At 72.2% G+C, this 24139-nt stretch carries 28 protein-coding genes and 1 tRNA gene; 23 read left to right on the top strand and 6 right to left on the bottom strand.

What is annotated here, in order from left to right; all coding sequences use genetic code 11:
- The first annotated feature begins 108 nt into the window (after positions 1-108).
- The gene (locus tag GB932_RS09865) at positions 109-531 is read left to right on the top strand and encodes a helix-turn-helix transcriptional regulator (RefSeq protein ID WP_156760523.1); all 423 of its coding nucleotides are present in this window, start codon (positions 109-111) and stop codon (positions 529-531) included.
- Positions 532-541: 10 nt separating this feature from the next.
- Positions 542-955 (top strand): VOC family protein, encoded by a 414-nt coding sequence (locus tag GB932_RS09860; RefSeq protein WP_156760522.1) that lies wholly within the window; start codon positions 542-544, stop codon positions 953-955.
- A gap of 112 nt (positions 956-1067) precedes the next feature.
- Here GB932_RS09860 and GB932_RS09855 read toward each other — a convergent pair whose 3' ends face one another.
- The 3 genes from GB932_RS09855 to GB932_RS09845 form a co-directional block, all read right to left on the bottom strand.
- Entirely contained in the window at positions 1068-1961 is an 894-nt protein-coding gene (locus GB932_RS09855) for a dihydrodipicolinate synthase family protein (RefSeq protein WP_156760521.1), read from the bottom strand.
- A 16-nt stretch (positions 1962-1977) separates the two neighbouring features.
- On the bottom strand, positions 1978-2559 hold the full coding sequence (locus tag GB932_RS09850; RefSeq protein ID WP_156760520.1) for a hypothetical protein: 582 nt from the start codon (positions 2557-2559) through the stop codon (positions 1978-1980).
- Positions 2560-2641: 82 nt separating this feature from the next.
- Positions 2642-3244 (bottom strand): DNA-binding protein, encoded by a 603-nt coding sequence (locus GB932_RS09845; protein ID WP_156760519.1) that lies wholly within the window; start codon positions 3242-3244, stop codon positions 2642-2644.
- A 127-nt stretch (positions 3245-3371) separates the two neighbouring features.
- Here GB932_RS09845 and GB932_RS09840 point away from each other — a divergent pair, with 127 nt between their 5' ends.
- Both GB932_RS09840 and GB932_RS09835 read left to right on the top strand, forming a co-directional pair.
- The gene (locus tag GB932_RS09840) at positions 3372-3944 is read left to right on the top strand and encodes a helix-turn-helix domain-containing protein (protein WP_156760518.1); all 573 of its coding nucleotides are present in this window, start codon (positions 3372-3374) and stop codon (positions 3942-3944) included.
- Positions 3941-4813, top strand: a complete 873-nt coding sequence (locus tag GB932_RS09835; protein ID WP_231916108.1) for an EamA family transporter — start codon at positions 3941-3943, stop codon at positions 4811-4813. The genes GB932_RS09840 and GB932_RS09835 overlap by 4 nt, the downstream gene beginning before the upstream one ends.
- A 4-nt stretch (positions 4814-4817) precedes the next feature.
- Here GB932_RS09835 and GB932_RS09830 read toward each other — a convergent pair whose 3' ends face one another.
- Positions 4818-5243 carry a hypothetical protein gene (locus GB932_RS09830; protein ID WP_156760517.1) on the bottom strand — a complete coding sequence of 142 codons (426 nt, stop codon included), beginning with the start codon at positions 5241-5243 and terminating at the stop codon, positions 4818-4820.
- A gap of 267 nt (positions 5244-5510) precedes the next feature.
- On the opposite strand from GB932_RS09830, the gene GB932_RS09825 reads away from it, so the two are divergent.
- A complete protein-coding gene (locus GB932_RS09825; RefSeq protein WP_156760516.1) occupies positions 5511-5660 on the top strand; it encodes a ribbon-helix-helix protein, CopG family in 150 nt (49 codons plus the stop codon).
- Complete coding sequence (locus GB932_RS09820; RefSeq protein WP_156760515.1) at positions 5657-6346, top strand: hypothetical protein; 690 nt, start codon at positions 5657-5659, stop codon at positions 6344-6346. The genes GB932_RS09825 and GB932_RS09820 overlap by 4 nt, the downstream gene beginning before the upstream one ends.
- A gap of 107 nt (positions 6347-6453) precedes the next feature.
- Here GB932_RS09820 and GB932_RS09815 read toward each other — a convergent pair whose 3' ends face one another.
- Positions 6454-6843 carry a VOC family protein gene (locus GB932_RS09815; RefSeq protein ID WP_156760514.1) on the bottom strand — a complete coding sequence of 130 codons (390 nt, stop codon included), beginning with the start codon at positions 6841-6843 and terminating at the stop codon, positions 6454-6456.
- A 159-nt stretch (positions 6844-7002) separates the two neighbouring features.
- Here GB932_RS09815 and GB932_RS09810 point away from each other — a divergent pair, with 159 nt between their 5' ends.
- From GB932_RS09810 to GB932_RS09735, 16 genes are all read left to right on the top strand, one after another.
- Positions 7003-7698 (top strand): FadR/GntR family transcriptional regulator, encoded by a 696-nt coding sequence (locus tag GB932_RS09810; protein ID WP_156760513.1) that lies wholly within the window; start codon positions 7003-7005, stop codon positions 7696-7698.
- 23 nt (positions 7699-7721) lie between these two features.
- Complete coding sequence (locus tag GB932_RS09805; protein ID WP_156760512.1) at positions 7722-8954, top strand: alpha-hydroxy acid oxidase; 1233 nt, start codon at positions 7722-7724, stop codon at positions 8952-8954.
- A gap of 144 nt (positions 8955-9098) precedes the next feature.
- Positions 9099-9175, top strand: a tRNA-Pro gene (locus tag GB932_RS09800).
- A 66-nt stretch (positions 9176-9241) separates the two neighbouring features.
- Positions 9242-10912 (top strand): GspE/PulE family protein, encoded by a 1671-nt coding sequence (locus tag GB932_RS09795; RefSeq protein ID WP_156760511.1) that lies wholly within the window; start codon positions 9242-9244, stop codon positions 10910-10912.
- Between the two features lie 101 nt (positions 10913-11013).
- On the top strand, positions 11014-12210 hold the full coding sequence (locus tag GB932_RS09790) for a type IV pilus twitching motility protein PilT (protein WP_156760510.1): 1197 nt from the start codon (positions 11014-11016) through the stop codon (positions 12208-12210).
- The gene (locus tag GB932_RS09785) at positions 12207-13430 is read left to right on the top strand and encodes a type II secretion system F family protein (protein WP_156760509.1); all 1224 of its coding nucleotides are present in this window, start codon (positions 12207-12209) and stop codon (positions 13428-13430) included. Before GB932_RS09790 ends, GB932_RS09785 begins: the two co-directional genes overlap by 4 nt.
- A gap of 9 nt (positions 13431-13439) precedes the next feature.
- The gene (locus GB932_RS09780; protein ID WP_156760508.1) at positions 13440-14672 is read left to right on the top strand and encodes a hypothetical protein; all 1233 of its coding nucleotides are present in this window, start codon (positions 13440-13442) and stop codon (positions 14670-14672) included.
- Positions 14673-14764: 92 nt separating this feature from the next.
- Positions 14765-15193 (top strand): type IV pilin protein, encoded by a 429-nt coding sequence (locus tag GB932_RS09775; protein WP_156760507.1) that lies wholly within the window; start codon positions 14765-14767, stop codon positions 15191-15193.
- 66 nt (positions 15194-15259) lie between these two features.
- On the top strand, positions 15260-15661 hold the full coding sequence (locus GB932_RS09770) for a type IV pilus modification PilV family protein (protein ID WP_156760506.1): 402 nt from the start codon (positions 15260-15262) through the stop codon (positions 15659-15661).
- Positions 15637-16266 carry a PulJ/GspJ family protein gene (locus GB932_RS09765; RefSeq protein WP_231916107.1) on the top strand — a complete coding sequence of 210 codons (630 nt, stop codon included), beginning with the start codon at positions 15637-15639 and terminating at the stop codon, positions 16264-16266. The genes GB932_RS09770 and GB932_RS09765 overlap by 25 nt, the downstream gene beginning before the upstream one ends.
- Positions 16263-18890, top strand: coding sequence for a hypothetical protein (locus GB932_RS09760; RefSeq protein WP_156760504.1), 2628 nt, complete (start codon positions 16263-16265; stop codon positions 18888-18890). The genes GB932_RS09765 and GB932_RS09760 overlap by 4 nt, the downstream gene beginning before the upstream one ends.
- Positions 18887-19909 carry a type IV pilus assembly protein PilM gene (gene pilM / locus GB932_RS09755; RefSeq protein WP_156760503.1) on the top strand — a complete coding sequence of 341 codons (1023 nt, stop codon included), beginning with the start codon at positions 18887-18889 and terminating at the stop codon, positions 19907-19909. Before GB932_RS09760 ends, pilM begins: the two co-directional genes overlap by 4 nt.
- Complete coding sequence (locus GB932_RS09750; RefSeq protein WP_156760502.1) at positions 19896-20609, top strand: hypothetical protein; 714 nt, start codon at positions 19896-19898, stop codon at positions 20607-20609. Before pilM ends, GB932_RS09750 begins: the two co-directional genes overlap by 14 nt.
- Positions 20606-21229, top strand: a complete 624-nt coding sequence (locus GB932_RS09745; protein ID WP_156760501.1) for a hypothetical protein — start codon at positions 20606-20608, stop codon at positions 21227-21229. Before GB932_RS09750 ends, GB932_RS09745 begins: the two co-directional genes overlap by 4 nt.
- Positions 21222-21740: a hypothetical protein gene (locus GB932_RS09740; RefSeq protein WP_156760500.1), complete on the top strand. Its 519-nt coding sequence runs from the start codon at positions 21222-21224 to the stop codon at positions 21738-21740. Before GB932_RS09745 ends, GB932_RS09740 begins: the two co-directional genes overlap by 8 nt.
- Positions 21737-22522, top strand: a complete 786-nt coding sequence (locus tag GB932_RS09735; RefSeq protein ID WP_156760499.1) for a prepilin peptidase — start codon at positions 21737-21739, stop codon at positions 22520-22522. The genes GB932_RS09740 and GB932_RS09735 overlap by 4 nt, the downstream gene beginning before the upstream one ends.
- A 233-nt stretch (positions 22523-22755) precedes the next feature.
- On the opposite strand, the gene GB932_RS09730 is transcribed toward GB932_RS09735, so the two are convergent.
- A complete protein-coding gene (locus GB932_RS09730; RefSeq protein ID WP_156760498.1) occupies positions 22756-23445 on the bottom strand; it encodes a hypothetical protein in 690 nt (229 codons plus the stop codon).
- Between GB932_RS09730 and GB932_RS09725 the strand changes: the two genes are divergently transcribed.
- Positions 23444-24136 (top strand): GTP pyrophosphokinase, encoded by a 693-nt coding sequence (locus GB932_RS09725; protein WP_197517415.1) that lies wholly within the window; start codon positions 23444-23446, stop codon positions 24134-24136. The genes GB932_RS09730 and GB932_RS09725 overlap by 2 nt on opposite strands.
- The last annotated feature ends 3 nt before the right edge of the window (positions 24137-24139 follow it).

The raw sequence follows: 24139 nt of genomic DNA, 5'->3' as shown, positions 1-24139 counted from the left end.
TCGATTCGAGGGAGAATCGCCCCGGCCGCCTGATTCCGGCCGTTCTGCCACAGGATCGACTGCGTTGTGCTGTGTGGACTGCGTTGTGCTGTGTGGATAGGGGAGACCATGGAACTCGACCCGGACCTCGTCGCGCTGCGTCGCGTGCGCGACCGGATCGATCGTGAGTACGCGCAGCCGCTCGACGTCGACGAGCTCGCCCGCGGCGCGCACATGTCGGCCGGTCACCTGAGCCGTTCCTTCCGTCGCGCCTACGGCGAATCGCCGTACTCCTATCTCATGACCCGCCGGATCGAGCGCGCGATGGCGCTCCTGCGGCGCGGTGATGTGAGCGTCACGGAGGCGTGCTTCGCCGTCGGATCCTCTTCCCTCGGCACCTTCAGCACGCGCTTCCGCGAGCTCGTCGGCATGTCACCGAGCGAGTTCCGCGCGCGGGCGAAGACGGATCCGCAGCACCTGCCGAGCTGCGTCGTCAAGCAGGCGGCCAGACCGGTCAGGAATCGAGAAGCGCCCGCGCTGCGCCCGCAATAGCGTGAGGGTCATGACGAACATGACCATCCACACCACGCAGCTTCCGCACGTCGACCCCGAGGCGTCGCTCGCCTTCTGGCGCGATGCCGTCGGATTCGAGGTGCGCAGCGACGTCGGACAGGGCGAGATGCGCTGGATCACCGTCGGTCCGATGGGCCGCCCCGACACGTGCGTCCTGCTTCAGCCGCCGTTCGCGGATCCCGGCATCGCAGACGGCGAGCGCCGGACGATCACCGACATGATGGCGAAGGGCACCTTCGGCTGGATCATGCTCGGATCCGACGACGTCGACGCCGACTTCGCGCGGATCCAGGCGCACGAGGCCGCCGAGGTCGTGCAGGAGCCGACGGATCAGCCGTACGGCGTGCGCGACTGCGCGTTCCGCGATCCGGCGGGCAACACGGTGCGCCTGCGTCAGGTCTGAGCGCGTCCGCCCAACACAACGCAGTCGATCTGCGGCGACCGGGGCGGGATCCGGTGATGTCGACCGTCCGGCGCGAAATCTGACTGCGTTGTGCTGCGGCGAGAGGCGGGAGTCAGCGCGGGAGGAGCTCGAGCTCGTCGAGGATCCGGGCGAGCCGGCGCCGCTGCTCGTCGTCGAGGCCGTGCAGCGGCCGGGGCAGGCAGGAGCGCGTCGCCCAGCGCAGCTGCTCGGCGATCGCGGCCATGACTCTCAGGCCGCCGCCGGCCTCGGCGTACAGGTCCCAGAGGGGGCGCAGCCGCTCGGACTCGGCGTGCGCGGCGTCGCGGTCGGCAGCATCCACGATGCGCATCGCGGCCGCGGGGAGCGTGCCGGCGAGAACGGAGAACCACGTGTCGCAGCCCGCGTCGAGCCCCGCGGCGGCGAACGCATCGCCCGAGACGCCGACCGTCACGCGGGCGGGGATCCTGGCGCGGATCGCGGCGATGTGCGCGCCCGCCTCCGCCGGATCCGTCGGCACGCCGGGGATCTTGATCGAGGCGATCCCCGGCAGATCGGCGACGCGCTCGTACATCTCGAGCGAGAACGCGTAGCGGGTGGTGCGGGGGTTGTCGTAGACGATGACCGGGAGCTCGGTGGAGCGGGTGACGTCCTGGAAGAGACCGAACACCTCGTCATCCGTCAGCGGCTGGTACGAGACCGGCGCGACGAGGATCCCCGCGACCCCGGCGCGTTCGGCGTCGTCCGCGTGGGCGACGACGTCGGAGGTGCGCAGCGCACCCACGCCGGCGAGCACGGGCACGTCTCCGGCGTTGTCGACGGCGATGCGGATCGCGCGGGCGCGCTCGGCGCGCGACAGGTATGCGTAGGATCCCGTGGACCCGAGGGCCGTGATCGAGTCGACCCCGCTGCCCGAGAGGCGTCCGATCTGCGCCGCGTAGGCGTGCTCGTCGAGTTCGTCGTCGGCGAGCGGGGTGAGGGGGAAGGCGCTGAGGCCCGTGAACGGCATGGGCTCAGATTACGCGTCACCAGATCGCGAGATGCACGGCGGCCGCCGCGATGCAGGCCCAGCCGAGGCTCGCGAGGGTGCCGATGATGAAGCGCTCGCGCGCCTCGGGGGATCCCAGCTCGGTGAACCGCGCGATGCCCTTGATCGCGACGACGACCGCGATGGCCTCGGGATACCCGACGACGATCGAGAGGGCCGCGGCCGCGCGCTCGAGGTAGCCGATCGTGACGCCCCCGCGCATGACCTCCGGCGTCGCCGCGGATCCGGGGGTGGTCGCGCGCAGCAGGATGCCGCCGTGGCGCCCCTCGCGGACGCCGTCGTCGGACGCGAGATCGAGCACGCGCCGGGCGACGGGGTCTCCCCCGAGCACCGCGACGGCTGTGCCGACGATCGCGAGCGCGGCCGCGATCGGCAGCGGGGCCTGCACGGGCGAAATCGCCGCGGCGACGAGGCTCAGCGCGAGGAGGACCGCGGCGGCGAGCAGCGGGCCCGACGCCGGGCGCCGGTGCCGCACGAGCACGAGGATGAGCGCCGCGACGACGGCCGCGAGGAGCAGGGCTCCGAACACCGTGCGGGCGATCGCCTCCGGGAGGAACATGGCGTCAGTCTGTCACGCGCGCTCGCGTCGGACGGCGGGGCGCGCGAAGGTCCGCCGGCGTGGGCGTCGAGGCGCGGCCCGATCAGGATCCTGCCGCGGCCGCGTCGGGATCCAGCGCGGCGAGGGTGCGCGCGAGGGCGGGGATCGCGGCCTCCTCTGCGCGCAACGCGGCGGTCGAGGCGCGCCGGCTCACGGCGCCCTCGGTGATGCCGATGCGCTCGGCGGCCTCGCGCTGGGTGATGCCCTCTGCGAGCAGGTCGTGCACCTCCCATCCTTCGTCGGTGCGGCGATCGCGCAGCTCGACGAGCAGCCGCACGAGCGCCTCGGCATCCTCGGCTCCGTCGCCCGAGATCGCGAGCCGTGTGGGGGCCTTCTTGGCGCGCTCGACGGCGTCGCGGGCGTGCACGAAGGCGGGGCCGCGCGCGGCGCGCACCTCGCGGGGCAAGGGGGTCTCGGCCTCGCCGACCCCGAGCCCGACGCTCCAGTTCTCGGCTCGGGTCAGTGCGAGCGCGACCGCGAGGGCCGCGTCGGCGGAGGTGATCGCCGCCTGGATCTCGTCGCCCGCCGTGCGCTCGGGAGGAAGCGCGAGCCCGTCTGCGGCCGTCCGCTCCACGGTGGCGATGCCCGCGGGGACGAGGTCGTCGCCGCCCTGGCTGTCGCGCTGGTCTGCCGTCACGATGAACATCGCTCTCCTTGCGTTTGAAAATGCAAGCATGGATGAGTTTAATCTGCATCATCAAGTTTCGCCAGTGTGCGCCTCGGGCGTCATGGTCGAGTCGATACTGCACGCATGGTGCACTATTCTGCACTCTATGGATGATGCCTCCCACCAGCTCGCCCAGGCGATCGGATCCCGCGTCCGCGCCGCCCGCCAGTCGCGCGGCTGGACGCTCGACCAGCTTGCCGAGGCCTCCGGCGTGAGCCGGCGCATGATCGTGAACGTCGAGAAGGGCGAGGCGAGCCCGGGGATCGCGATCCTGCTGAGCCTCAGCGACGCCCTCGGCATCGGCCTCCCGGCGCTCGTCGAGCCGCCGCATGCCGCGCTCGCCAAGGTCACGCGATCCGGAGACGGGGCCGTCCTCTGGCGCGGCGACCACGGCGGGGAGGGGGTCCTCGTCGCCGGCACGCAGCCGCCCGATGTCGTCGAGCTGTGGGACTGGACCCTCGCGCCCGGCGAACGTCACGACAGCGAACCGCACGCCGCCGGCACCAAGGAGCTGCTGCAGGTGCAGTCGGGCTCGATGCGCGTCGAGGTCGCGGGGGAGGGCCACGCGCTCGCCGCAGGCGATGCGCTCGCCTTCGACGGCGACGCCCCGCATGCGTATGCCAGCGACGCGGGCGCCCGCTTCATCCTCACGGTGTTCGAGCCGGGGGTCGGCGCATGAGGCCGCCTGCCTGGTCGCTCGCCGTCGGCGCGATGCTCTCGGTGCAGCTCGGGGCATCGCTGTCGATTGGCCTCATCGCCGCGATCGACCCTGGTGGCACCGCGTGGCTGCGACTGGCGTTCGGGGCCGTAATCTTCCTTCTCATCGCCCGCCCGCCGCTGCGGAAGGTGCGGCGCCGCGACGTCCCGATCATCGTCGGCCTCGGCTTCACGCAGGGGCTGCAGACCGTGACGTTCCTCGCCGCGATCGAACGGATCCCGCTCGGCACGGCGGTCGCGATCGAGTTCCTCGGTCCGCTCACGGTGGCCGCCCTCGCGAGCCGCAGCCTGCGGAAGGCCGTCTGGCCCGCCGTCGCGCTCGTCGGGGTCGTCGTCATGAACGAGCCGTGGGGCGGATCCGTCGACCTCGTCGGCGTCGGGCTCGCGTTCGTCGCTGCGATCGGCTGGGGCGCCTACGTCGTGCTCATGCAGAAGGTCGGCGATCGGTTCGAAGGCGTCGGCGCGCTGTCGCTCACGGTGCCGATCGCCGCGATCCTCGTCGCCGTCGTCGGCGTGCCGCAGGCGATCGGATCCTTCGAGCCGATCCACCTGCTCGTCGCGGCCGGCCTCGCCGTGCTGCTGCCGGTGATCCCGTGGGCGTTCGAGATGCTCGCGCTGCGGCGCATGAACGCGACCGCCTTCGGCACCCTCATGTCGATCGAGCCCGCCTTCGGGCTGCTGCTCGGCTTCGTCGTGCTGCAGCAGGTGCCGAACGCACTGCAGGTCGTCGGCATCGTCCTCGTGATCGTCGCCGGCGCGATGGCCCAGCGCGGTGGCGGACGTGAGCCGTTCGACGCCGAGCCCGAGGGGGCGTCCGCGCGGGCGGGGTGAGCGCTCAGTAGGTCGCGAGCAGGACGGTGGTGATCCCTCCGCTCGACTCGTCGATGATGTCCACATTCTCGGGGTCGATTCCCTTCAGCATGCCCTCGATCGTGTGCGTCGTCGGGGCGATGTCGTCGGTGCACGCCTCGGCGTCGGGTGCGTTGAGCGTCAACGTCGGGATCTCGTCGATCACAGTCGGCTCGGTGAGGATGGGGACGCACGAGGAGCTGCCCCAGGTGACGATGCGCAGGTCGCCGTCACCGCCGTCGAGCGCCACGAGCGTGGATTCGGTCACGTCATCGGTCGGAGTGTAGCCCGCGGGTAGGCCGGGTTCGGTCGATCCCGCGGGGTCCGGCTGTCCGGAGCAGGCGGACAGCGCGAGCAGCGCGCAGGCGGCGATCGCGACGACCGGGGCGACACGGGTGAGAGAAGACTGCATATGGTCGATCCTGGCAGGCGTCGACGCGGCTGCTGGTGCATGACGACGCCAATTCTTCACCCCCACTCCGCGGGACCCATGTGATCTCGCGGGTGCGCGCTGTGTCGGCCGAAGAATTGGCGTCGTTGTGTACGGGGAGTGCGGGGGCCCACCTCTCGGGCGTTCACCCACGTCACGGAACTCACCGGCATCTCGGATCCGTGAAGTCGGCGATCGTCCGAGATCCACGACGTTGACACTTCGATTGTCGACTATTAGATTGCTAGCATGGCAGCAAGCGATAAGGTGCAGTTCAACGTGTATCTGCCGCGCGACCTCGTGCGCGAGGTCAAGCATCGGGCGATCGACGAGGGCGCGAGCCTGTCGGCCCTCGTCGAGCGTGTGCTGCGCGCCGAGATCGAAGGGAGCGGCTCGTGACCGCGATCCAGCAGATCCTGTACGCCCGCGACACCTCCGCGTGGCACGCCGCCGCGGGCGCGCTGGGGCTCGAGGCGCCATATCCGCCGGCGCCCGAGTGGGGTGAGTTCCACGGGCGCGGATCGCTCGCGATCCATTCCGAGACGCCGGGGCACCTCGCCGGATCCGTCGACCTGCACCTGCTCGTCGATGACCTCGACGCAGCGGAGCGGGTGCTTGCGCCGTTCGGGGCCTCGCGCAGCACGATGGCGGGTGTCGGCGAGATGCTCACGGTCTCGCACGGAGTCGAGATCACGGTGAGCGCCGGATCCGCGGCGAACCGCGACGGCGCGCTCGCCGTGCAGCCGATCTGGTTCGCGCCCGATGTCGAGGCACCGCGCCGGATCCTCGAGGCGCTGGGGCTGCGTCCGACGATCGCGTCGGACCGGGGCGGCTGGATCGAGCTCGAGGCAGACGGCGGCGGCCTCGTCGGGCTGCACCACGGCGACGAGCCGCGCATCGGGCTGTCGTTCCTCGCCGCAGACCTCGACGGCCTCGTCGAGCACCTGCGTGACGCCGGATACGACGCGGCGGTCGTCGACGAGGCATTCGGTCGCTCCGTGCGCTTCCCGAACCCCGACGGCGGCGACGAGGTGCGGATCAACGGCCCCCAGGACGACCTGTACGGCTACCACCGCGAGGGGTGAACTGCCGGGCGACGCCAATTCTGGGGTGGGTGCTCGGGCGGGCCGCGGAATTCCGGGGATCCTGCCCGGCGCGGCACAGAATTGGCGTCGTTGTGCATCTCAGGCCGTCACGCCGCGGCGACGATCTCGACCTTGAAGCCCTCTGCGTTCTCGAGCCAGCCCGCGTAGTGGTCGGGGCCGCCGGCGTGCGGGTAGCGGTCGGCGTAGAGGTGCGTCCATCCGTGTGCTGCGGCGTCGGCGACGAGTGCATCGACCTCCGTTCGCGTGCCGCCCCGGAACGCGAGGTGATTGAGCCCGGCCCGGCGCCGATCGTGCACGGGATCGGCGAGGCTCGGCGACTCCGTCATGGTGAGATACGCGCCGCCCGCCTGCCACGAGGATCCCGCGGGCCACTCCTGCTCGAGCGGGAATCCGAGCCGCTCGAGCAGCCAACCCCAGGAGTCCCGCGCGGCGGAGATGTCGTCGACCCACAGCTCGACGTGATGGAAGCCCGGCATGCACCCAGTGAAGCAGACCTTTCGTCGGGGAGATCCCTTCGATCGGACGAATGCGCCCGGATCCTCCGATCGGAGGGATTTCTCCGACCCCGCAGCGCCGTTTGAGGATCCATGGCGCCCGCGCTAATGTGGTCAGACCACATAGGCGAGAGGACCGGGATGGCCGAGACGAAGGCGTGGCGCATCGTGCTCGAGCACGTCGAGCGTCGCCTGCGCGATGGATCCCTCGGCCCCGGCGACCGTCTGCCCGGCGAGCGCGATCTCGCCACGCAGCTCGGCGTCGGGCGCTCGAGCGTGCGCGAGGCGCTGCGCGTGCTCGAGGTCATGGGGGTGCTGCACACGGCGACGGGCTCCGGACCCCGCGCGGGCGCCGTCATCACGACCGCGGCCGGATCCGGTGTCGCCCAGGTCCTGGGACTGCAGGCCGCGGCTCAGGCGTTCGACTTCGACGACATCGTCGAGACCCGGCTTGTGCTCGAGAACGCGGTCGTCACCTCGCTTGCGACGGTCTCCATGGACGTCGAGGGTGGATCCGCGCTGCTCGACGTCATGGACGATCCGGACATCACCCGCGACGACTTCCTCGCGCTCGACGCGCGCTTCCACGGCCTGCTCGCCGAGGCGACGGGCAACGCGGTCTTCGGCACGATCATGACCGGCCTGCGAGCCGCGATCGAGGCATACGTCCAGCACGGGGCGCACGCGATCGACGACTGGGAGGCGGCCCGCGCGCGGCTGCAGGCCGAGCACAGGGGAGTGCTCGCGGCGATCTCCGCGGGCGACGCGGACGACGCGCGCGCGCGGATCCATGCGCATATCAGCGGCTACTACGCGCTCACGCGCGCTCACGACTGACAGACCCATAGGAGAGGACCCCAATGGTTCAGCGACAGATCCCGAACCCGGCCGATGTGCTGGAGTTCCTCAAGATCAAGATGCCCGAGTTCGGCAAGGAGGCGCGCCTGAAGAAGGCGTTCTCGATCTACGATCTGCGCCGCATCGCCAAGCGCCGCACGCCCGCCGCGGCGTTCGACTACACCGACGGCGCGGCCGACGACGAGCTGTCGATCCAGCGCGCGCGCCAGGCCTTCGAGGACATCGAGTTCCACCCCGACATCCTCACGCCGGCAGAGCACGTCGACACGTCGACCGAGATCCTCGGCGGCCCCTCGGCGCTGCCGTTCGGCATCGCCCCGACGGGCTTCACCCGACTCATGCAGACGGAGGGCGAGACGGCGGGCGCCGGTGCGGCCGGGGCCGCGGGGATCCCCTTCACGCTCTCGACGCTCGGCACGACGTCGATCGAGGACGTCAAGAAGGCGAACCCCGACGGACGCAACTGGTTCCAGCTGTACGTCATGCGCGACCGCGACATCTCGTACGGCCTGGTGGAGCGGGCCGCGAAGGCCGGCTTCGACACGCTGCAGTTCACGGTCGACACCCCCATCGCCGGAAACCGCATGCGCGACGCCCGCAACGGCTTCTCGATCCCGCCGCAGCTGTCGCTCGGCACGATCGCGAACGCCATCCCGCGGCCGTGGTGGTGGATCGACTTCCTCACGACGCCGAAGCTCGAGTTCGCGTCGCTGTCGTCGACGGGCGGCACGGTCGGCGACCTGCTCAACTCGGCGATGGACCCGACGATCGGATATGACGACCTCGCCACGATCCGCGAGCTGTGGCCCGGCAACATCGTCGTCAAGGGCGTGCAGAATGTGCCGGACGCCGTGAAGCTGATCGACCTGGGCGTCGACGGGATCATCCTGTCGAACCACGGCGGCCGCCAGCTCGACCGCGCGCCGATCCCGTTCCGCCTGCTGCCGGAGGTCGTGAAGGAGGTCGGTCAGGACGCCACCGTCATGGTCGACACGGGCATCATGAACGGCCAGGACATCGTGGCGTCGATGGCGCTCGGCGCGAAGTTCACGCTCGTCGGCCGTGCCTACCTCTACGGGCTCATGGCGGGAGGGCGCGAGGGCGTCGACCGGATGATCCAGATCCTATCGAGCGAGATCCGCCGCACGATGGCGCTGCTCGGGGTCTCGTCGATCGATGAGCTCGAGCCGCGCCACGTCACGCAGCTCACCCGCCTGGTGCCGGTCGGGAATTAGCGCAAGTCTTCATTTCTGGCACATCTCTACTCTGATTTCGCCGCGGAGATGTGCCAGAAATGAAGGGGTGGGGGGCGCGACGCGCGCGGGGGTGGGCTCGGTTCGACGGTGACCGGCGGATCCGATAGACTTGTCTGGTTGCCACGGGGTGTGGCGCAGCTTGGTAGCGCGCGTCGTTCGGGACGACGAGGTCGCAGGTTCAAATCCTGTCACCCCGACCAGCATGAGGAGGGTTTCCGCCGAGGGGCGGGAACCCTCCTCGCATCATCGGGGACAGCGAGGCGGCGATGAGCGAGGCGGCACCCACGACGTACGATCCCGCGACGCGCGATCTGCTCGAGCTGCTGCGCACGCGGGCGCCCGAACGCGTCGACGGCGCGGTGCGCGCGATCGACGAGGGATCCGCCCACGGCGCGACCGAGCGGCTGGTGGCAGGCGGTTTCGTCACGGCATTCGAAGCGGCCGAGGCCGTCGCGCGCCAGTGGGGCCTCGACGTCCTCGACCCGGCCGATGTCGACCCCTCCGCGATCCGGGCGCTTCCGCTGCCGCTCGCGCGACGGCACGGCGTCGTCACGGTCGGCATGGACGCGAGCTCCGTGACCGTCGCGATGGCGGACCCCGGCGACGTCATCGCGATCGACGATGTGCGCGCCGCGACAGGCCTCGAGCCCCGCCCGATCGTCGCCGCCGCCGACGACATGAGGCGGCTGCTCGATCGGTACAGCCGGGAGCAGCACGCGCTCGGTATCCCGGATGATGACGAGCAGGTCGGCGAGGACGTCTCCCGAGCCGATGCCGACGAGCCCGTCATCCGGTATGTCTCCGAGCTGATACGGCGGGCGATCGACAGCCGCGCGAGCGATGTGCACATCGAGCCCCTCGACGGCGAGATCCGGGTGCGGTTCCGCATCGACGGCGTCCTGCACGCTGTCGAGACCATGCCCTCCGGGGCCGTCCGGTCGCTGATCACCCGGCTCAAGGTGATGGCCTCGCTCGACATCGCGGAGCGCCGACTTCCCCAGAACGGGCGGATCTCGTTCTCGCACGAGGGCCGGCCCGTCGACATCCGGCTCGCGACGATGCCGACCGTCCGCGGCGAGAAGGCGGTCCTCCGCGTGCTCGACAGCGAGCAGAGCGGCAGGCGCCTCGACTCGCTCGATCTCACCGATCGTCACGGCGGGATCCTCCGCGCCGCGCTGGCGCGCCCGCACGGCCTCGTGCTCGTCACGGGGCCGACGGGGTCGGGCAAGTCGACGACGCTCTACGCGGCGCTCCAGGAGATCAGCCGGCCCGACATCAACATCATCACGATCGAGGATCCGGTCGAGTACCGCCTCGACGGCGTCAACCAGATGCAGATCAACCCGAAGGCGGGCATCACCTTCGCGGCGGCGCTGCCCGCGATCCTCCGCACGGATCCCGACGTGCTGCTCGTCGGCGAGATCCGCGACCGGACGACGGCGCAGCTCGCCATCGAGGCGGCCCTCACGGGGCACCTCGTGCTGACGACGCTGCACACGAACGACGCCCCGAGCGCGGCGAGCCGCCTGCGGGAGATGGGCATCGAGCCGTTCCTCCTCGGGGCGTCCCTCGACCTCGTCGTGGCGCAGCGCCTGGCGCGGCGCCTGTGCACGTGGTGCCGCGCGGAGCACAGCCCCGGCGCCGAGGAGCTCGAGCGCCTCGGGTGGCCCGTCGAGAGCCTCGGGACGCCGGAGCGCCTGTGGCGGCCCACGGGATGCCGCATGTGCGCCGGGACCGGCTACCGGGGGCGCGTCGCCCTGCACGAGATGATGGAGTCGACGGATCGCGTGGAGGGGCTCGTCGTCCAGGGTGCCGCGACGCCCGAGCTGCGTGAGGCGGCCCGCGCGGGCGGGATGCGCACGCTCCGCGAGGACGGGTTCGCGAAGGCGCGCGACGGCATCACCGCGGCGGTGGAGGTTCTGCGCGTCGCGAGGTGAGGCGGCGGCCCTGATCACGATTCGCGAACGGCGTCGTCGTTCGGTATTCCAGAATCGACGCCTCCCCGTACACTTGGTGGGAATCGCCTGGATGTCGCGTCATGACGGACGACATACGGCATGGACCGACCGAGGAACCCGAGCCCGTGACCGCAGCCGCCCCCACGCTCCGCACGCACGTGTCGCCGCGTCGGTCCTCGCGCGGCCCGGACGTCCTCATCGAGCTCCTCCGCGCGGCCGTCTCGCAGGGCGCGTCCGACGTGCACCTCGCCGCGGACCAGCCGCCGACGGCGCGCGTCGACGGCTCCCTCGTCGTCCTCGATCTCCCCGACATCGGATCCGGTGAGCGGGTCGCCCTGACATCGGGCGACATCCGATCCCTCGTCGGGCCGTGCCTGTCGGACGCGGAGTGGGCGGAGTTCGAGATCGACCGCGAACGCGACTTCGCCTTCGATGTGCCGGATCTCGCGCGGTTCCGCGTCAACCTCCACGTCGAGCGCGGCCGGTTCGGTGCCGTGCTTCGGGCGATCCCGCACGAGGTCCCCGCCCTCGACGACCTCGGCGCTCCCGCCGCGCTCGCGAACGTCACGCGCCTCCCGCGCGGCCTCGTCCTCGTGACGGGGCCGACCGGGTCGGGCAAGTCCACGACGCTCGCCGCCGTCCTCGGCGAGATCAACCGCACGCGCGCGGTGCGCATCGTGACGATCGAGGATCCCATCGAGTTCGTCCACGCGCACGATCGCTCGGTGATCAGCCAGCGCGAGGTCGGCGCCGATACGGCCAGCTTCGCCAGCGCGCTCCGACACGCGCTCCGCCAGGATCCCGACGTGATCCTCGTCGGCGAGCTCCGCGACCTCGACACGATCCGCGCCGCGATGACCGCGGCCGAGACGGGACACCTCGTGCTCGCCACGCTCCACACGAGCGGGGCGCCCGAGTCGATCAACCGGCTGATCGATGTCTTCCCCGCGGCGCAGCAGGATCAGGCGCGGACCCAGCTCGCGTCGACGCTGCAGGTCGTCGTCTCCCAGACGCTGCTTCCGCGCGCGACAGGGCACGGGCGGCAGCTCGTCGCCGAGGTGCTCGTCGCGACGCCCGCCGTGCGCAGCCAGATCCGCGAGTCGAAGGTCCACCAGCTGCCGGCGACGATGCTCGCGGGGCGCGACCAGGGGATGACGACGTTCGACCAGGGGCTCGCCGAGCAGGTCACGCGCGGGACGGTCTCGTATCGGATGGCGCACGAGGCCGCGCACGACGGCGCCGAGCTCGCACGGCTCACCGGCAGGACGGCGCCATGAGCGCGCGCGGCTATCGCTTCGAGGCGCGCGACACGACGGGCGCGCGCATCACCGGGCAGATGCAGGCGCCCTCGCCGGAGGCCGTCGCCGAGCACCTCGCCGCGGATGGCGCGATCGCGACGTCCGTGACCGAGACCGGGCGCGGCCTCTCCCGCGAGATCCACCTGCGCCCCGGCGGCGCGCGGCCGACGAGGCGCGACCTCGTCATCTTCATCCGGCAGTTCGCGACGCTCGTCGGCGCCGGCGTGCCGCTCGTGCGCAGCCTCGACGCGCTCGCGGACCAGACCGAGCGCCCGTCGATGGCGACGGCGATCCGCGCCCTGCGTCAGGACGTCGTCGCGGGAAGCGCGCTGTCCCAGGCGATCGGAGCGCAGCCGCGGATCTTCCCGCCGATCGTGCGGCACATGGTCCGCGCCGGCGAGACCGCGGGGTTCCTCGACGAGGCGCTCGCGCGTGCGGCGACGGTGCTCGAGGCGGATCAGCGCCTGCGCACGAAGGTGCGCAGCGCCATGGTGTACCCGGCTGTCGTGCTCGGGATCATGGTCGTCATCGTCACGGCCATGCTGATGTTCGTCGTGCCGATCTTCGAGAGCATGTTCGACGACCTCGGCGGCGAGCTGCCCGTTCCGACGCGGATCCTCGTCGTCCTGAGCTCGAACCTGTGGTGGATCCTGCCCGCGACGGTCGTCATGGGGATCGCCGTCGCGATCCTGTTCCGACGTGCGCGCCGGATCCCCGATCAGCGCCGTGTCCTGGACGGCATCGCGCTGCGGCTGCCGGTGTTCGGCCCGCTCAACCAGAAGGTCGCCATGAGCCGCTTCGCCCGCAACCTGGGCATGCTGCTCGGCGCGGGCGTCCCCGTGCTCGAGGCGCTCGAGGTCGTGGAGGCGACCGTCGGCAATCGGCGCGTCGCCGACGTCGTCGGTCTCGCCCGCGACGCGGTGCGCGACGGCCGGTCGCTGTCGGATCCGCTCGCGCGGAATCCGAAGATCTTCCCGCCGCTCGTCGCGCACATGTTGCGCGTGGGGGAGGACAGCGGCGAGGTCGAGTCGATGCTCGAGAAGGTCGCCGCGTTCTACGACGACGACGTCGAGGCGACGACCGACGCGCTGACCTCGCTTCTCGAGCCGCTGCTCATCGTGGTGCTCGGCGTCGCGATCGGGGCGATGGTCGTCGCGCTCTACCTGCCCATGTTCTCGATCTACGACCAGATCGCGTAGGCGCCGGCGATGACATCGACACGCTTCCGGGCCCGCCGGACGGGCCTGCTCGCCGCCCTGGCGGTGGTCCTCGTCCTGATCGGCTTCGCCGCTCCCGCACGCGCCGACGTGACAGGCGAGTCGGACGCCCTCGCGAGCTCCTCCGGGTGGGAGACGGAAGGCGGCGACTTCGGCCTCTCCGTCGAGGTGTCCGACGACTCGCTCGTCGGGAGCCTCCTCGGCGCGCTGCGGCTGAATCGCGTGATCGAGAGCGTCCTCGACCCCGTCGTCTCCGCGATCGGCGAGGTCCCTTCGCTCCTCGTCGACCCGCTGTTCTCGGTCGCCGTGGGTGACGATCTCGAGGCCGGCACGCCGCCGCCGGGCGCGCCCCTGTCGTCTGCGCCGTTTGCGCTCTCCGCGGGCGCGTCCCCGCAGCCGGGATCCCCGGAGAGCTGCACGGACGACAGCGGCACGTGCTTTCGCGCCGATCTGCCCGCGTCGGGGAGCGTGGTCGACGTCGCCGGCCTCGTCTCACTCGACCTCGGCGCGGTCCACGGGCTCACGGAGCCCGTCGGCACCGCGGAGGGCTGGGACATCGTCTCGCAGTCGCAGGTCGCGGGCGTGGGGCTCGGTGCGCTCGGGATCGATCTGCTGCGCCTCGACGCCGTGCAGTCGCGGACCACGTGCACGGCCGTGGGCTCGTCGGCGCCGGAGGCGGAGGTCTCCACGGCCGGGCTGTCGCTGCTCGACGGAGTCGTCCAGGTCGGCGTCGCGGGGCCATCCGGCGCGCTCGACGTCACCGTCGGAGGCCAGGAGATCGGGCTCGGCGAGCTCGACGTCGACGCCCTGCCACAGGGCGTGGTCGGATCTCTCGTGAGCCTCACGCTCGACGAGCACCTCCTGCGACTCGGCGTCGGGGTCGATCTGCGGCAGCTGCTGGAGGCGCTCGGAGCCGGAACGCTGTGGGACGCGCTCGACGCGCTTCTGCTCGACTCGACCTCCGCGTCGCTCGTCGTCGAGGTCGCGAGCGGGGCCGCGAGCGACGACACCTCGGCGTCGGCGCACGGGCTGCGTGTGGCGCTCGGGCTTCACGTCGACATCGAGCTCGAGCTGCTCAGCCTGGTCGGCGCGCGGATCGCGACCGCGGACACCGCAGCGGGCAGCGCCGGCAATCTCCTCTCCCTCGACCTCGCCCGGGCGAGCTGCGCGTCGACCGCGACGCCCGGCGACGCCGACCGGTGGATCTCGCCCGGCCTCACGTGAGCCCCGCGATCCCCACCGCGTGCGGGGCCGCCCCGGCCCCGCTCATTCCGCACCACACGTCGTCCCCCACATCAGAAAGAGACTCGATCCACATGCTGCTGAACAACTCCCCGGCCGCGAAGCGTCTGCGCGGTGACCAGGGCTTCACCCTCGTCGAGCTGCTCGTCGTCATCGTCATCATCGGGATCCTCGTCGCGATCGCGGTGCCGATCTTCCTCAATCAGCGCGCCGCCGCGCAGCGCAGCGCCGTCGAGTCGGATGTGCGCAACGCGATCCCCGTGATGGAGACGTATTACGCCGAGAACGGGAGCTACCCGGAGAACGTCGAGCAGACGGGCGCCGGCGAGGCGATCGACCTCGGCGACGACCTCCGGATCTCGGTCTCTGACAGCGTGACCCTGGACATCGACGTGAACGGCGAGTCGTACACGGTCATGGGCCAGCACACTGCCCTCGAGGGCGAGGCCTTCACGTACGACAGCGAGGACGGCAAGATCGTGGAGGGCTCCCCCGAGGACTGACCCGCCGGTCCCCGCGAGCGGCCGTCGGCTCGACGGCGCCCGCCCCACCCCGCCCAGGAGACTCGCATGCGCGCACGCGATGACGATGGTTTCACCCTCGTGGAGGCGGTCGTGTCCATCGCGATCTTCGCGATCGTCGCCACGGCCGCGACCTTCGCGATCGTGAGCGCCGTGCGTGCGGCCTCGGCGACGGAGCTGCGCGTCGCCGCGGGCCACATCGCCGAAGAGGAGCTCGCGCGGGTCGTCTCGCTCGGCGCCGAGCCGGCCGAGCCGCCGGGCGACGCCGTCGTGAGCGACGGCGGGCGCGAGTTCTCCGTGACCGTGTCGGCCGATCCCGCATACGGCGAGGACTGCGCGGGCGGGCACCGCGATGTCGCCCTCGAGGTGACGGTCGCGGCGCACGACGCCGCCGGGGTGTCGGCGCGGCTCGACACCCGGCTCGCGTGCGAGCCGGAGCCGGCGCCGTGAGCGCGCGGGTGCGCGGGGACGGCGGCTTCACGACGACGGAGGTCGTCGTCGCGCTGGGCGTCAGCGCGATCCTCGGCATCATCACGCTGTTCTGCGTCCTCGGGATCCAGCGGTCGTCTGCCGCGTCGATCGAGCGCTCGGAGACCGCGAGCACGGCCCGCGCGGCGCTCGACTCGTGGAAGGCGCTGCTCGCGGTGCGCGAGTCGCCCGTGCGCGACGAATCCGAGCGCCCGGCGATCGAGAGCATCACGACCGACACGATCGTGTTCTATGCCTCGATCGACAACCGCACGGCCGCGGGGGAGTTCCTCGCGCCGACGCGCGTGCGGGTCACGAGCGACGGCGGGCGCCTCGTCGAGGAGCGGACCGCGGCGACGGTGCCGGAGGACGCGTCGCCGAGCTATCCGGCGGAGCCGACGACGCGCCGCCACCTGGGCGACGACGCGACGGTCGAGTTCCGCGCGTACGCGGCGGACGGGCGCGCGATCCCGCTGAGCGACGAGAACCTCGAGGGGACCTCCCGCGCGCGCATCACGCGGATCGAGATCCGCCTCACGATCGTCGACGATGCCGGCGAGACGCATCGCTTCGGGGGCGCTCCGTGATCCGCCGGATCGCCGCGCGACTCGGCGACGACGCCGGGCAGGGCCTCATCACGGTGCTCTTCACGGCGATGATCATCCTCGGGCTCGTCGTCGCGGCGACGACCATCACCGCCGCACAGGCGGTGCCCGCGCGCCGGTCGGTCGACTCCGCGGCGGCCCTCGCCGCCGCGCAGGGCGGCATCCAGGACTTCCTCGCGGCGATCTCGCGGGAATGCGGCGACGGCGACGACTGCGACTGGGCGGCGGGCGCCGCCACCGCGGACCCGGTTCCGCTCGGCGACGGGCGTGCCGCGTTCACGTGGCGGGTGCTCAACGGCGAGACCGCCGCGAGCGACGGCTTCGTCCGCGTCGAGAGCACGGGCGTCGCGCCGAGCGGGTCGCCGCGCGCGCAGGAGCGCACCCTCGTCGCCGATGTGTCGGCCGGCGTCGACCTCACCGACCTCCTCTACTACTCCACCTACGAGACGCAGTCGAGCCGGCTGATCTCCGCGCAGAACCCGCCGCGCGCGATCGCGGTCGACCGGGCGGCCGGCTGGTCGTACGAGGGCACCCGCGCCGTCGGCACGATCGCGTGGGAGGGCGCCGCCGCGTACGCCGGCAGCGAGTTCCCCGATGCGACGGTGTGCGACCTGCTCTGGTACGACACGGACGACGCGGGCGAGGGACGGTCGTCGCGCGACGCGGCGTCGTCGTTCCAGGGCGCGATCGTCGACTGGGGCGAGACGGGCGAGGTCGCGGGCGCGCCCGTCCGTCGCGGCGGATCCTGCGAGGTGATGTTCTCGTCGTCGAGCGAGATGAACGGCGCCGTGCACTCGAAGGACGCGCTGCTGATCTCGAGCAGCACCGACGACGGTGCCGGCCCGATGTTCCGCGACGCCGTCGAGACGGGCTGGTCGCCGACCGATTCTCCCGCCGCGGATCCCGCGCGCACCTACCGCGCCTTCGCGCCGCTGCCCGAGAGCGAACCGGCCGTCGGATCCCGCCTTCCGGAGACCGCGCGCACGAGCGTGAACCTGCCGGCGTGGACGGAGCCGGTCGCCCCGACATGCGTCTACTCGGGCGCGACGCGGATCGACATCGACGGAGACGTGCTCGTCATCACGAGCCCCCTCACGCCGAGCGGGGAGGGCCCGTGCTACGAGTCGCGGCCCGCGGATCCCGATGCGCTCGGCCCCGAGGCCGGCGGCGGCGAGAGCGTCCTCGAGGCGCGCGTGCCGCTCGGATCCGGCGCCGCGATCCTCGTGCGCGATGCGGACGCCGCGGCGGCGGACGTGCTCGCGCCCCAGGCGGACGATGCCCGCCGCACGCCCGACGACTCCCTGTTCTGGACCCGCGGCGTCGCCGGCGCCGACACGTGGGGCGATGCCCCGTCGGACGTCGGACTCGACGTGGAGAGCACCGAACGGTGGGGCGACGACGATCGCTCCGACTTCGAGGACGCCACGGGCCTCACTCTCGACGCGGTGCGCGAGCACGTCGCGGCCGAGCTGGGGGAGGACCCCGCGGACGACGCGGGTGCGGCGCTCGACGATCTGCTGGCGGGCGCGCTCGCGGACGCATTCGCTGAGTCCGATGCGGAGGACCTCGACGATGATCCGGCGGTCTTCCGCACCGAGGCCGATGGCGAGACCCTCGCATATGCGCTGTCGGTCTCCGGCGTCGAGGCGGACGCCGTCGCCGCGCCGGGCGGCCCCGTGATCCTGCCTGACGATGAGCGCTCCACCGACACGGTCTCGGCGACGCGCGAGGTGACGATCCTCGATCGGGTCGAGACGGTGACGGCGACCGCGACGCGCCTGGAATGCGACGACGACGGGGGCTGCGAGCTCCCCGAGGACACGGAGACCGGCGCGCAGTTCGACCTCGACGCGACGCGCACGCTCGAGGAGCTCGGCGCGCGGAGCACCCCCGTGACGGCCTTCCCGCTGCCTGCCGACCGCGGCGCGTACGCGCGGGCGTCCGGCGACATCTACGTCGAGGGCGAGCTCGACGGGCGGCTGAGCCTCGTCGCCGAGAACGACATCGTCGTCACGGGCGACGTCGTGCACGCCAGCGGCGGGATCCCCGACGTCCCGCCGACCGAGATCCCCGAGTTCTCGTCCGGCGACGCCCTCGCACTCGTCGCGGGTCGCGACGCCGTCATCCATCACCCCGTGGCGTGCCGCAGCGGATCCGTCGACGCGATCGCCGCGACGACCCCGGGGTTCTGCCCCGACGACATCACGGGACTGTACGTCGGCGGAATCGACCCGGCGCAGTTCGACGCCCTCCACCCGTCGCGCCAGTACGTCGAGCAGGCCGAGACGCCCGTGCGCCGCATCGACGCCGTCGTGTACGCGCTGGGCGGATCCTTCGTGCTCGCCAACCACGACAAGGGCCCCGAACTGGGCACTCTCGAACTCGGCGGCGCCGTGTATCAGGAGCATCGCGGCGCGACGGGCGTCGAGTGGGAGACGACGACGGCATCCGACGGGCGCCAGCGATCGGGCTACGCGCTCGACTACCACTACGACGGCGGGCTGTCGCAGAAGAGCTTCCCGTTCCTCCCCGGGAGCGACGCCGTGCGCGTCGGATCCTGGACGGTGACGGGCACGTCCGAGATCCTCACGGAGGAGAGCGAATGATCGGAATCGATGTCGGAGCGTCCGGTGTGCGCGTCGCGGAGGTCGTGACGCGCCGCGCGGGCGGTGAGGTGCTGCGGCGCCACGGACAGGAGGCGCTCCCGCACGGCGCCGTCCGGGCGGGTGTCGTGCACGACGCGGACGCGGTCGCGCACGCGGTGCGGCGCGCGCTGCGGACGGCGCGCGTGCGCTCGCGCCGCGTGGCGCTCGCGGCGACGAGCAGCCAGGCCGTCGTGCGCGCGACGCGGATCCCGGTTCTGACAGCGCGCGAGCGCCAGGGCGCCCTGCCGCACATCGCGCGCGACATCCTCCCGATCCCGGTCGAGCGCGCGGTGCTCGACTTCGCGCCGACCTCGGCGCCCGTCGACGGGCACGTCGACGGGCTGCTCGTCGGGATGCCGGCCGACGACGTCGCGGGGCTCGTGGCGGCCGTCGAGCGCGCGGGCGCCTCGGTCGGATCGGTGGACTTCGGCGCCTTCGCGGCGCTCCGGGCGCTTCCCCGCACCCCGAACGACGCGCACGCGAGCGTGACCCTCGACCTCGGCGCCTCGACGACGACGCTCACGGTCGAGGCCGACGGGATGCCGGTTCTCGTCCGCGTGCTCTCCCGCGGCGGCGACGAGATCACGGCGGCTCTCTCCGAAAGGCTCGGCATCTCCCACGCCGAGGCCGAGGAGCGCAAGCGGCGCGCCGACATCGATCCGGACGATGCGTCCGACCTCGCGGAGGTCTGCCGCGACGCGATGCGCCCGCTCATGAGCGAGGTGCGCAGCTCGCTCGACTACTTCCGCTCCGCTCATGCGGGCATCGGCATCACTCGGATGCGCCTGGTCGGCGGGGGAAGCCTGCTCTCGGGTGTGCGCGAGCTGTTCGAACGGTCGTTCCGCATCGTCGTCGATGTGGTGGATCCGCTCGCATTCGCCGGCGCGCGCCGCAGGCCGGATCCGGCGCGGGCGATATTCGCCCCGCACGCGGCCGTCGCCGTCGGCCTCACGAGAGGAGTCGAGAATGTCGACCTCTGACGACACCACGGACCTTCTGCCGGTCGCTCCCTCGGTCGGCTCACCGCTGGTGCGACAGCCGCGCGTCAACCTCCTCCCGGGGCGGGTGCGCGATGTGCGGGCCGTCCGCGGACGCCGGCGCGGAGCCCTCCTGCTCGTGCTGCTCGCCGTGGTCCTGGTGGGCGCCGGATACGCGGTGCTCGTCGCCGCGCAGCAGACGGCGGACGCGGAGCTGCGCGAGCGCCTCGACACCCGCGACGCGCTGCTCGTCGAGCAGCGCGCCCACGCGGACGTCGCGGGGATCCTCGACGATGCCCGCCTCGTCGACGCGCGCCTCGGCGAGCTCCTCGTCGACGACGTCGCGGCCGCGGACCTCGTCGCCGCCGTGCGCGACGCGCTTCCGGACGGGTCGACGCTGACGGGCATCTCGCTGTCCGTCCCCGGCGCCGACGGCGCCGGGACGAGCGCGCCGGGCGGCGCGAGCGCCGAGCTCGACGCGTCGGGCGAGACCGCGATCGGCATCGTCGAGATCAGCGGCACCGGGCGGACGCAGACCGAGATCCGCGCGTTCTCCGAGGCGCTCGGCGAGGTGACTGGCCTGCGGGTTCCGTACCTCGTCTCCGCGCGCGCCCTCGACGACGCGCGCGGAAACGCGTTCACGATGCGCGCGACGCTGACGGAAGCGGCGCGCACCGAGCGATTCCAGGAGGACGTGCGATGAGCATCGAACGCGACCAGGCCCGTCTGTGGCTCGTCGGGGGCGTCGCCGCCGCCATCGGGGTGCTCGTGATCGGGTGGTTCGCCGTGCTGTCGCCGGCGTGGGCGGCGATCGGAGACGCCACGGGCGAGATCGCGGCCGTCGACGCGCAGAACGGCGCCATCGCGTCGCGCAACGCCGATCTCGCGGCGGCCGAGGACGAGATCGAACGCCACGAATCGAACCGCGACGCGGCGCTCGTCCGCATCCCGTCGGCGCCGGGGACCGCCGATTTCGGCGACGCCCTCGAGCAGGTGGCCGACGGATCCGGCGTCGAGCTGACGCGACTCTCGACGGGTGATCCGTCGCCGGTCGAGGATCCGGACGGCGCGCGGGTGACGTTCGCGATCCCCGTGTCGTTCACGGTGCGGGGCGGCGTCGACCGCGTGGAGGCGCTTCTCGACGAGCTCCAGCGGAACGACGCCCGCGCCTTCCTCGCCACGGGCGTCGACGTGCTGCCGCTCGACGGCCAGCAGGACGGCGATCTCGCGGGCGAGGTCGTCGCGAGCGTGAGCGGCACGATCTGGACGATCCCCGACGCACTACCTGGAGACGACGGCGGTGAGGATCCAGCGGATGGGTGAGCCGAGACGCACGATCGCCGCGGCCGCGTCCGTCCTCCTCCTCGCCGGCTGCGCGCCGGGCAGCGAGGCCCCCGACACCGGGGATGACGCGGGCGGCGTCGTCGCGGAGCGATGGTGGACGAACGGGAGCGACGAGATCGGATCGGCGATCGGCGAGGAGGACGCCGCCGACGCGGACGACCGGCTCGCGCCAGACGAGGACCGGTACTGCGCCATGCTGGGCGACACGGTGGACGCGGGCGAGCCGCTCCTTCCCGTCGACGTCGATCCCCACGACGAGGATTACATCCTCGTGCTGCGGACGTTCCTGGCGGAGACCCGCGCCCTCGCCCCCGCGGAGGTCGGCGACGCGTGGGGCGACGTGCAGACGATCGTCGAGGTGCTCATGGACGCCGGCGACGAGACGGGCAGCGTGGCCCTGCCGAGCGGCGCCGAGCCCGCCGACGTCGAGCGGTCGGTCGAGGCGATCGAGGAGCACGCGGCATCCGCGTGCGGCCTGACGATGCGATGACCGCCCTGGTGGCCGCCTGCGCCGTGGCGGGCCTGATCCTCGGATCCTTCGCGAACGTCGTGATCTGGCGCGTGCCGAGGGGAGAGTCGATCGTGTCGCCGGCGAGCGCGTGCCCGCGCTGCGGCCACCGCCTGCGCTGGTGGGAGAACATCCCGGTCGTGTCGTTCGCGATCCTGCGCGGACGGTGCGCGCGGTGCCGCGAGCGGATCCCATGGCGGTACCCCGCGGTGGAGCTCGCGACCGCTGCGCTGTTCGCGGCGACGGCGCTGTGGCGCGGGCCGAGCCCGGATCTGGCGGCGTACCTGCTGCTCGGGTTCGTCGCCGTCGTCCTCGCCGCGATCGACGCCGCGCACCACCGCCTGCCGAACGCGATCGTGCTGCCGGCGATCCCCGCCCTCGTCGCGCTCCTGGTGCCGGCGCTCGCGACGGGGGTCGGCGAGGCGGGCGACCTCCTCCGGGCTCTGGCGGGCGGGGCGGCGCTCGGTGCCTTCTACGGTGCGATCGCCCTCGTCTCGCCGCGAGGGATGGGGATGGGCGATGTGAAGCTCGCGGGCCTCCTCGGCATCGCGCTCGGGTGGATCGGCTGGGACGCCCTGATCGTCGGCGCGTTCGCGGCGTTCGTGCTCGGCGCGGCGGCGGGGACCGTCATCGCCCTCGTGCGCGGGACCGGGCGGCGCACGGTGATTCCGTTCGGTCCGTGGATGCTCGTCGGCGCCGCCGTGGGCCTGGTCGCCGGTCCCGCGCTCGTCGCCGCCTACCTGGCGGCGATGGGCATCGCGTGATCGCCCGCCGGGGCGTGCGTCAGAGCCGGCAGCAGGCGGCCGCAAGTGAACGTCAGCGTCGGATCGGGATCCTCGCCCGTGCGGCTCGCGAGCCCGAGGACGGCGATGGCGGCGGCGGTCGTTCGTGAGGTCGACGCGAGCGCTCGGCCCCCGGATGCGACGAGATCGTGGCGCGTCCGTGACCAGGTCTCGATCTCATCTCTGTCGCGGCGCGGTGCCGCCCCGCGGCTGGCTCAGTCGAAGCAGGAGGGGAAGACGTACTCGGATCCGTCGTCCGCGAAGACGAGGACGTTCACGACCCAGCTGGACGCTCCCTCCGGCGTGTACGAGGCGCGATTCGTGAGCACGCCGAGGTGGTGGCTCCCATCGTCGAGCAGCCATGTGGCGAGGCCGCCGGATCCCCACTCCTCGTGCGTGACGGGTCCCCAGATGTCCTCGACCTGCGCCTCGAGCATCCCGAGTGTGACGCCGTCCTCCGTCCGCGGCATGGGCGTCTCGGGGTCGGTCCGCTGCTCCCAGGACAGCGGGCGCCACTGGATGCTCTGCGCGGAGCCGTCGTCACCGGCCACGACGATGTCCCCGGTGAGGCCCTCGAGGTCGGATTCGACCGACTGGCAGGTGTTCTCGGACTCCCCGTCGGGAAAGTGGTCGACGACCTCGCCGCCGAACGTCTCGGCCACCGCCTCGAGCGGCATGCCGAGGCTGATCGGTCCGATGCCGTCGGGGGAGATGATCCACTCGGCGGGTTCCGCGGCGCTCGGATCCGCTGTCGCGCCGTCCTCGGCGTCGGGCGTCGGCGTCGCGACGGGCTGCGGACCGCTCGTGAACGTCGGCGTCGGATCGGGATCCTCGCCCGAGCACCCCGCGAGGGCGAGGACGGCGATGGCGGCGGCGGGGAGGACGAATCGAAGGCGGTCGCTCATGCGATCCACGCTATCGATCGGCGAGATCGTGAACGGACCGCGGCGCCCGTGCACAGGTCTCGATCTCATCACCGCCTACGCTGGTGGCATGGACATCGAGGCCGAGGTCAAGGACGCGCTGCGGGTCTACGACCGCTCCCTCGTCGAGTACCGCGGCCTGCGCGATGCGCTCGAGACGGAGATCCCCCTGCACCTGCGGCAGTGGGGCGTGCCCTACTTCCGCGTCGAGGCGCGCGTGAAGAAGCGCGGATCCTTCGAGGACAAGGTGCGCAGGGATCCCTCCAAGCCGGTCCTCGACATGGTCGGCGTGCGCGTCATGGCCTTCTTCCGCACGGATCTCGCGCAGGTCGAGAAGATGACGCGCCGGCTGTTCGAGGTCGTTGAGGAGTCGTACATCGACAAGGGCGACCTGCTCGGCGACGAGAGCTTCGGCTACCGCAGCGTGCAGTTCGTCGGCCGCACGCGCGGGCAGGGCGTGTTCGCGGACTTCCCCGCGGGGATCCCGGTCGAGGTGCAGATCCGCACGATGCTCGAGCACGTGTGGGCCGAGGTCGAGCACGATTTCCGTTACAAGCCGCAGAGCGAGCCGCCCTCGCCGGACATCAACCGCCGCTTCGCCCTCACGGCCGCGCTGCTTGAGCAGGCCGACCGGAACCTCGACGACATCCGCCGCGAGCTCGAGGACCAGTAGGGC

The organism is Microbacterium karelineae, assembly GCF_009745985.1.
GTDB lineage: Bacteria > Actinomycetota > Actinomycetes > Actinomycetales > Microbacteriaceae > Microbacterium > Microbacterium karelineae.
Note: the sequence above shows the minus strand (reverse complement) of the source record. Positions and strands in the feature narration are given on the sequence as shown.

Coding starts and splice junctions, on each gene's coding strand:
- GB932_RS09865 (WP_156760523.1), top strand. CDS start 109: ATGGAACTCGACCCGGACCTCGTCGCGCTGCGTCGCGTGCGCGACCGG.
- GB932_RS09860 (WP_156760522.1), top strand. CDS start 542: ATGACGAACATGACCATCCACACCACGCAGCTTCCGCACGTCGACCCC.
- GB932_RS09855 (WP_156760521.1), bottom strand. CDS start 1,961: ATGCCGTTCACGGGCCTCAGCGCCTTCCCCCTCACCCCGCTCGCCGAC.
- GB932_RS09850 (WP_156760520.1), bottom strand. CDS start 2,559: ATGTTCCTCCCGGAGGCGATCGCCCGCACGGTGTTCGGAGCCCTGCTC.
- GB932_RS09845 (WP_156760519.1), bottom strand. CDS start 3,244: ATGTTCATCGTGACGGCAGACCAGCGCGACAGCCAGGGCGGCGACGAC.
- GB932_RS09840 (WP_156760518.1), top strand. CDS start 3,372: ATGGATGATGCCTCCCACCAGCTCGCCCAGGCGATCGGATCCCGCGTC.
- GB932_RS09835 (WP_231916108.1), top strand. CDS start 3,941: ATGAGGCCGCCTGCCTGGTCGCTCGCCGTCGGCGCGATGCTCTCGGTG.
- GB932_RS09830 (WP_156760517.1), bottom strand. CDS start 5,243: ATGCAGTCTTCTCTCACCCGTGTCGCCCCGGTCGTCGCGATCGCCGCC.
- GB932_RS09825 (WP_156760516.1), top strand. CDS start 5,511: ATGGCAGCAAGCGATAAGGTGCAGTTCAACGTGTATCTGCCGCGCGAC.
- GB932_RS09815 (WP_156760514.1), bottom strand. CDS start 6,843: ATGCCGGGCTTCCATCACGTCGAGCTGTGGGTCGACGACATCTCCGCC.
- GB932_RS09810 (WP_156760513.1), top strand. CDS start 7,003: ATGGCCGAGACGAAGGCGTGGCGCATCGTGCTCGAGCACGTCGAGCGT.
- GB932_RS09805 (WP_156760512.1), top strand. CDS start 7,722: ATGGTTCAGCGACAGATCCCGAACCCGGCCGATGTGCTGGAGTTCCTC.
- GB932_RS09795 (WP_156760511.1), top strand. CDS start 9,242: ATGAGCGAGGCGGCACCCACGACGTACGATCCCGCGACGCGCGATCTG.
- GB932_RS09790 (WP_156760510.1), top strand. CDS start 11,014: ATGACGGACGACATACGGCATGGACCGACCGAGGAACCCGAGCCCGTG.
- GB932_RS09785 (WP_156760509.1), top strand. CDS start 12,207: ATGAGCGCGCGCGGCTATCGCTTCGAGGCGCGCGACACGACGGGCGCG.
- GB932_RS09780 (WP_156760508.1), top strand. CDS start 13,440: ATGACATCGACACGCTTCCGGGCCCGCCGGACGGGCCTGCTCGCCGCC.
- GB932_RS09775 (WP_156760507.1), top strand. CDS start 14,765: ATGCTGCTGAACAACTCCCCGGCCGCGAAGCGTCTGCGCGGTGACCAG.
- GB932_RS09770 (WP_156760506.1), top strand. CDS start 15,260: ATGCGCGCACGCGATGACGATGGTTTCACCCTCGTGGAGGCGGTCGTG.
- pilM (WP_156760503.1), top strand. CDS start 18,887: ATGATCGGAATCGATGTCGGAGCGTCCGGTGTGCGCGTCGCGGAGGTC.
- GB932_RS09750 (WP_156760502.1), top strand. CDS start 19,896: ATGTCGACCTCTGACGACACCACGGACCTTCTGCCGGTCGCTCCCTCG.
- GB932_RS09745 (WP_156760501.1), top strand. CDS start 20,606: ATGAGCATCGAACGCGACCAGGCCCGTCTGTGGCTCGTCGGGGGCGTC.
- GB932_RS09740 (WP_156760500.1), top strand. CDS start 21,222: ATGGGTGAGCCGAGACGCACGATCGCCGCGGCCGCGTCCGTCCTCCTC.
- GB932_RS09735 (WP_156760499.1), top strand. CDS start 21,737: ATGACCGCCCTGGTGGCCGCCTGCGCCGTGGCGGGCCTGATCCTCGGA.
- GB932_RS09725 (WP_197517415.1), top strand. CDS start 23,444: ATGCGATCCACGCTATCGATCGGCGAGATCGTGAACGGACCGCGGCGC.
- GB932_RS09730 (WP_156760498.1), bottom strand. CDS start 23,445: ATGAGCGACCGCCTTCGATTCGTCCTCCCCGCCGCCGCCATCGCCGTC.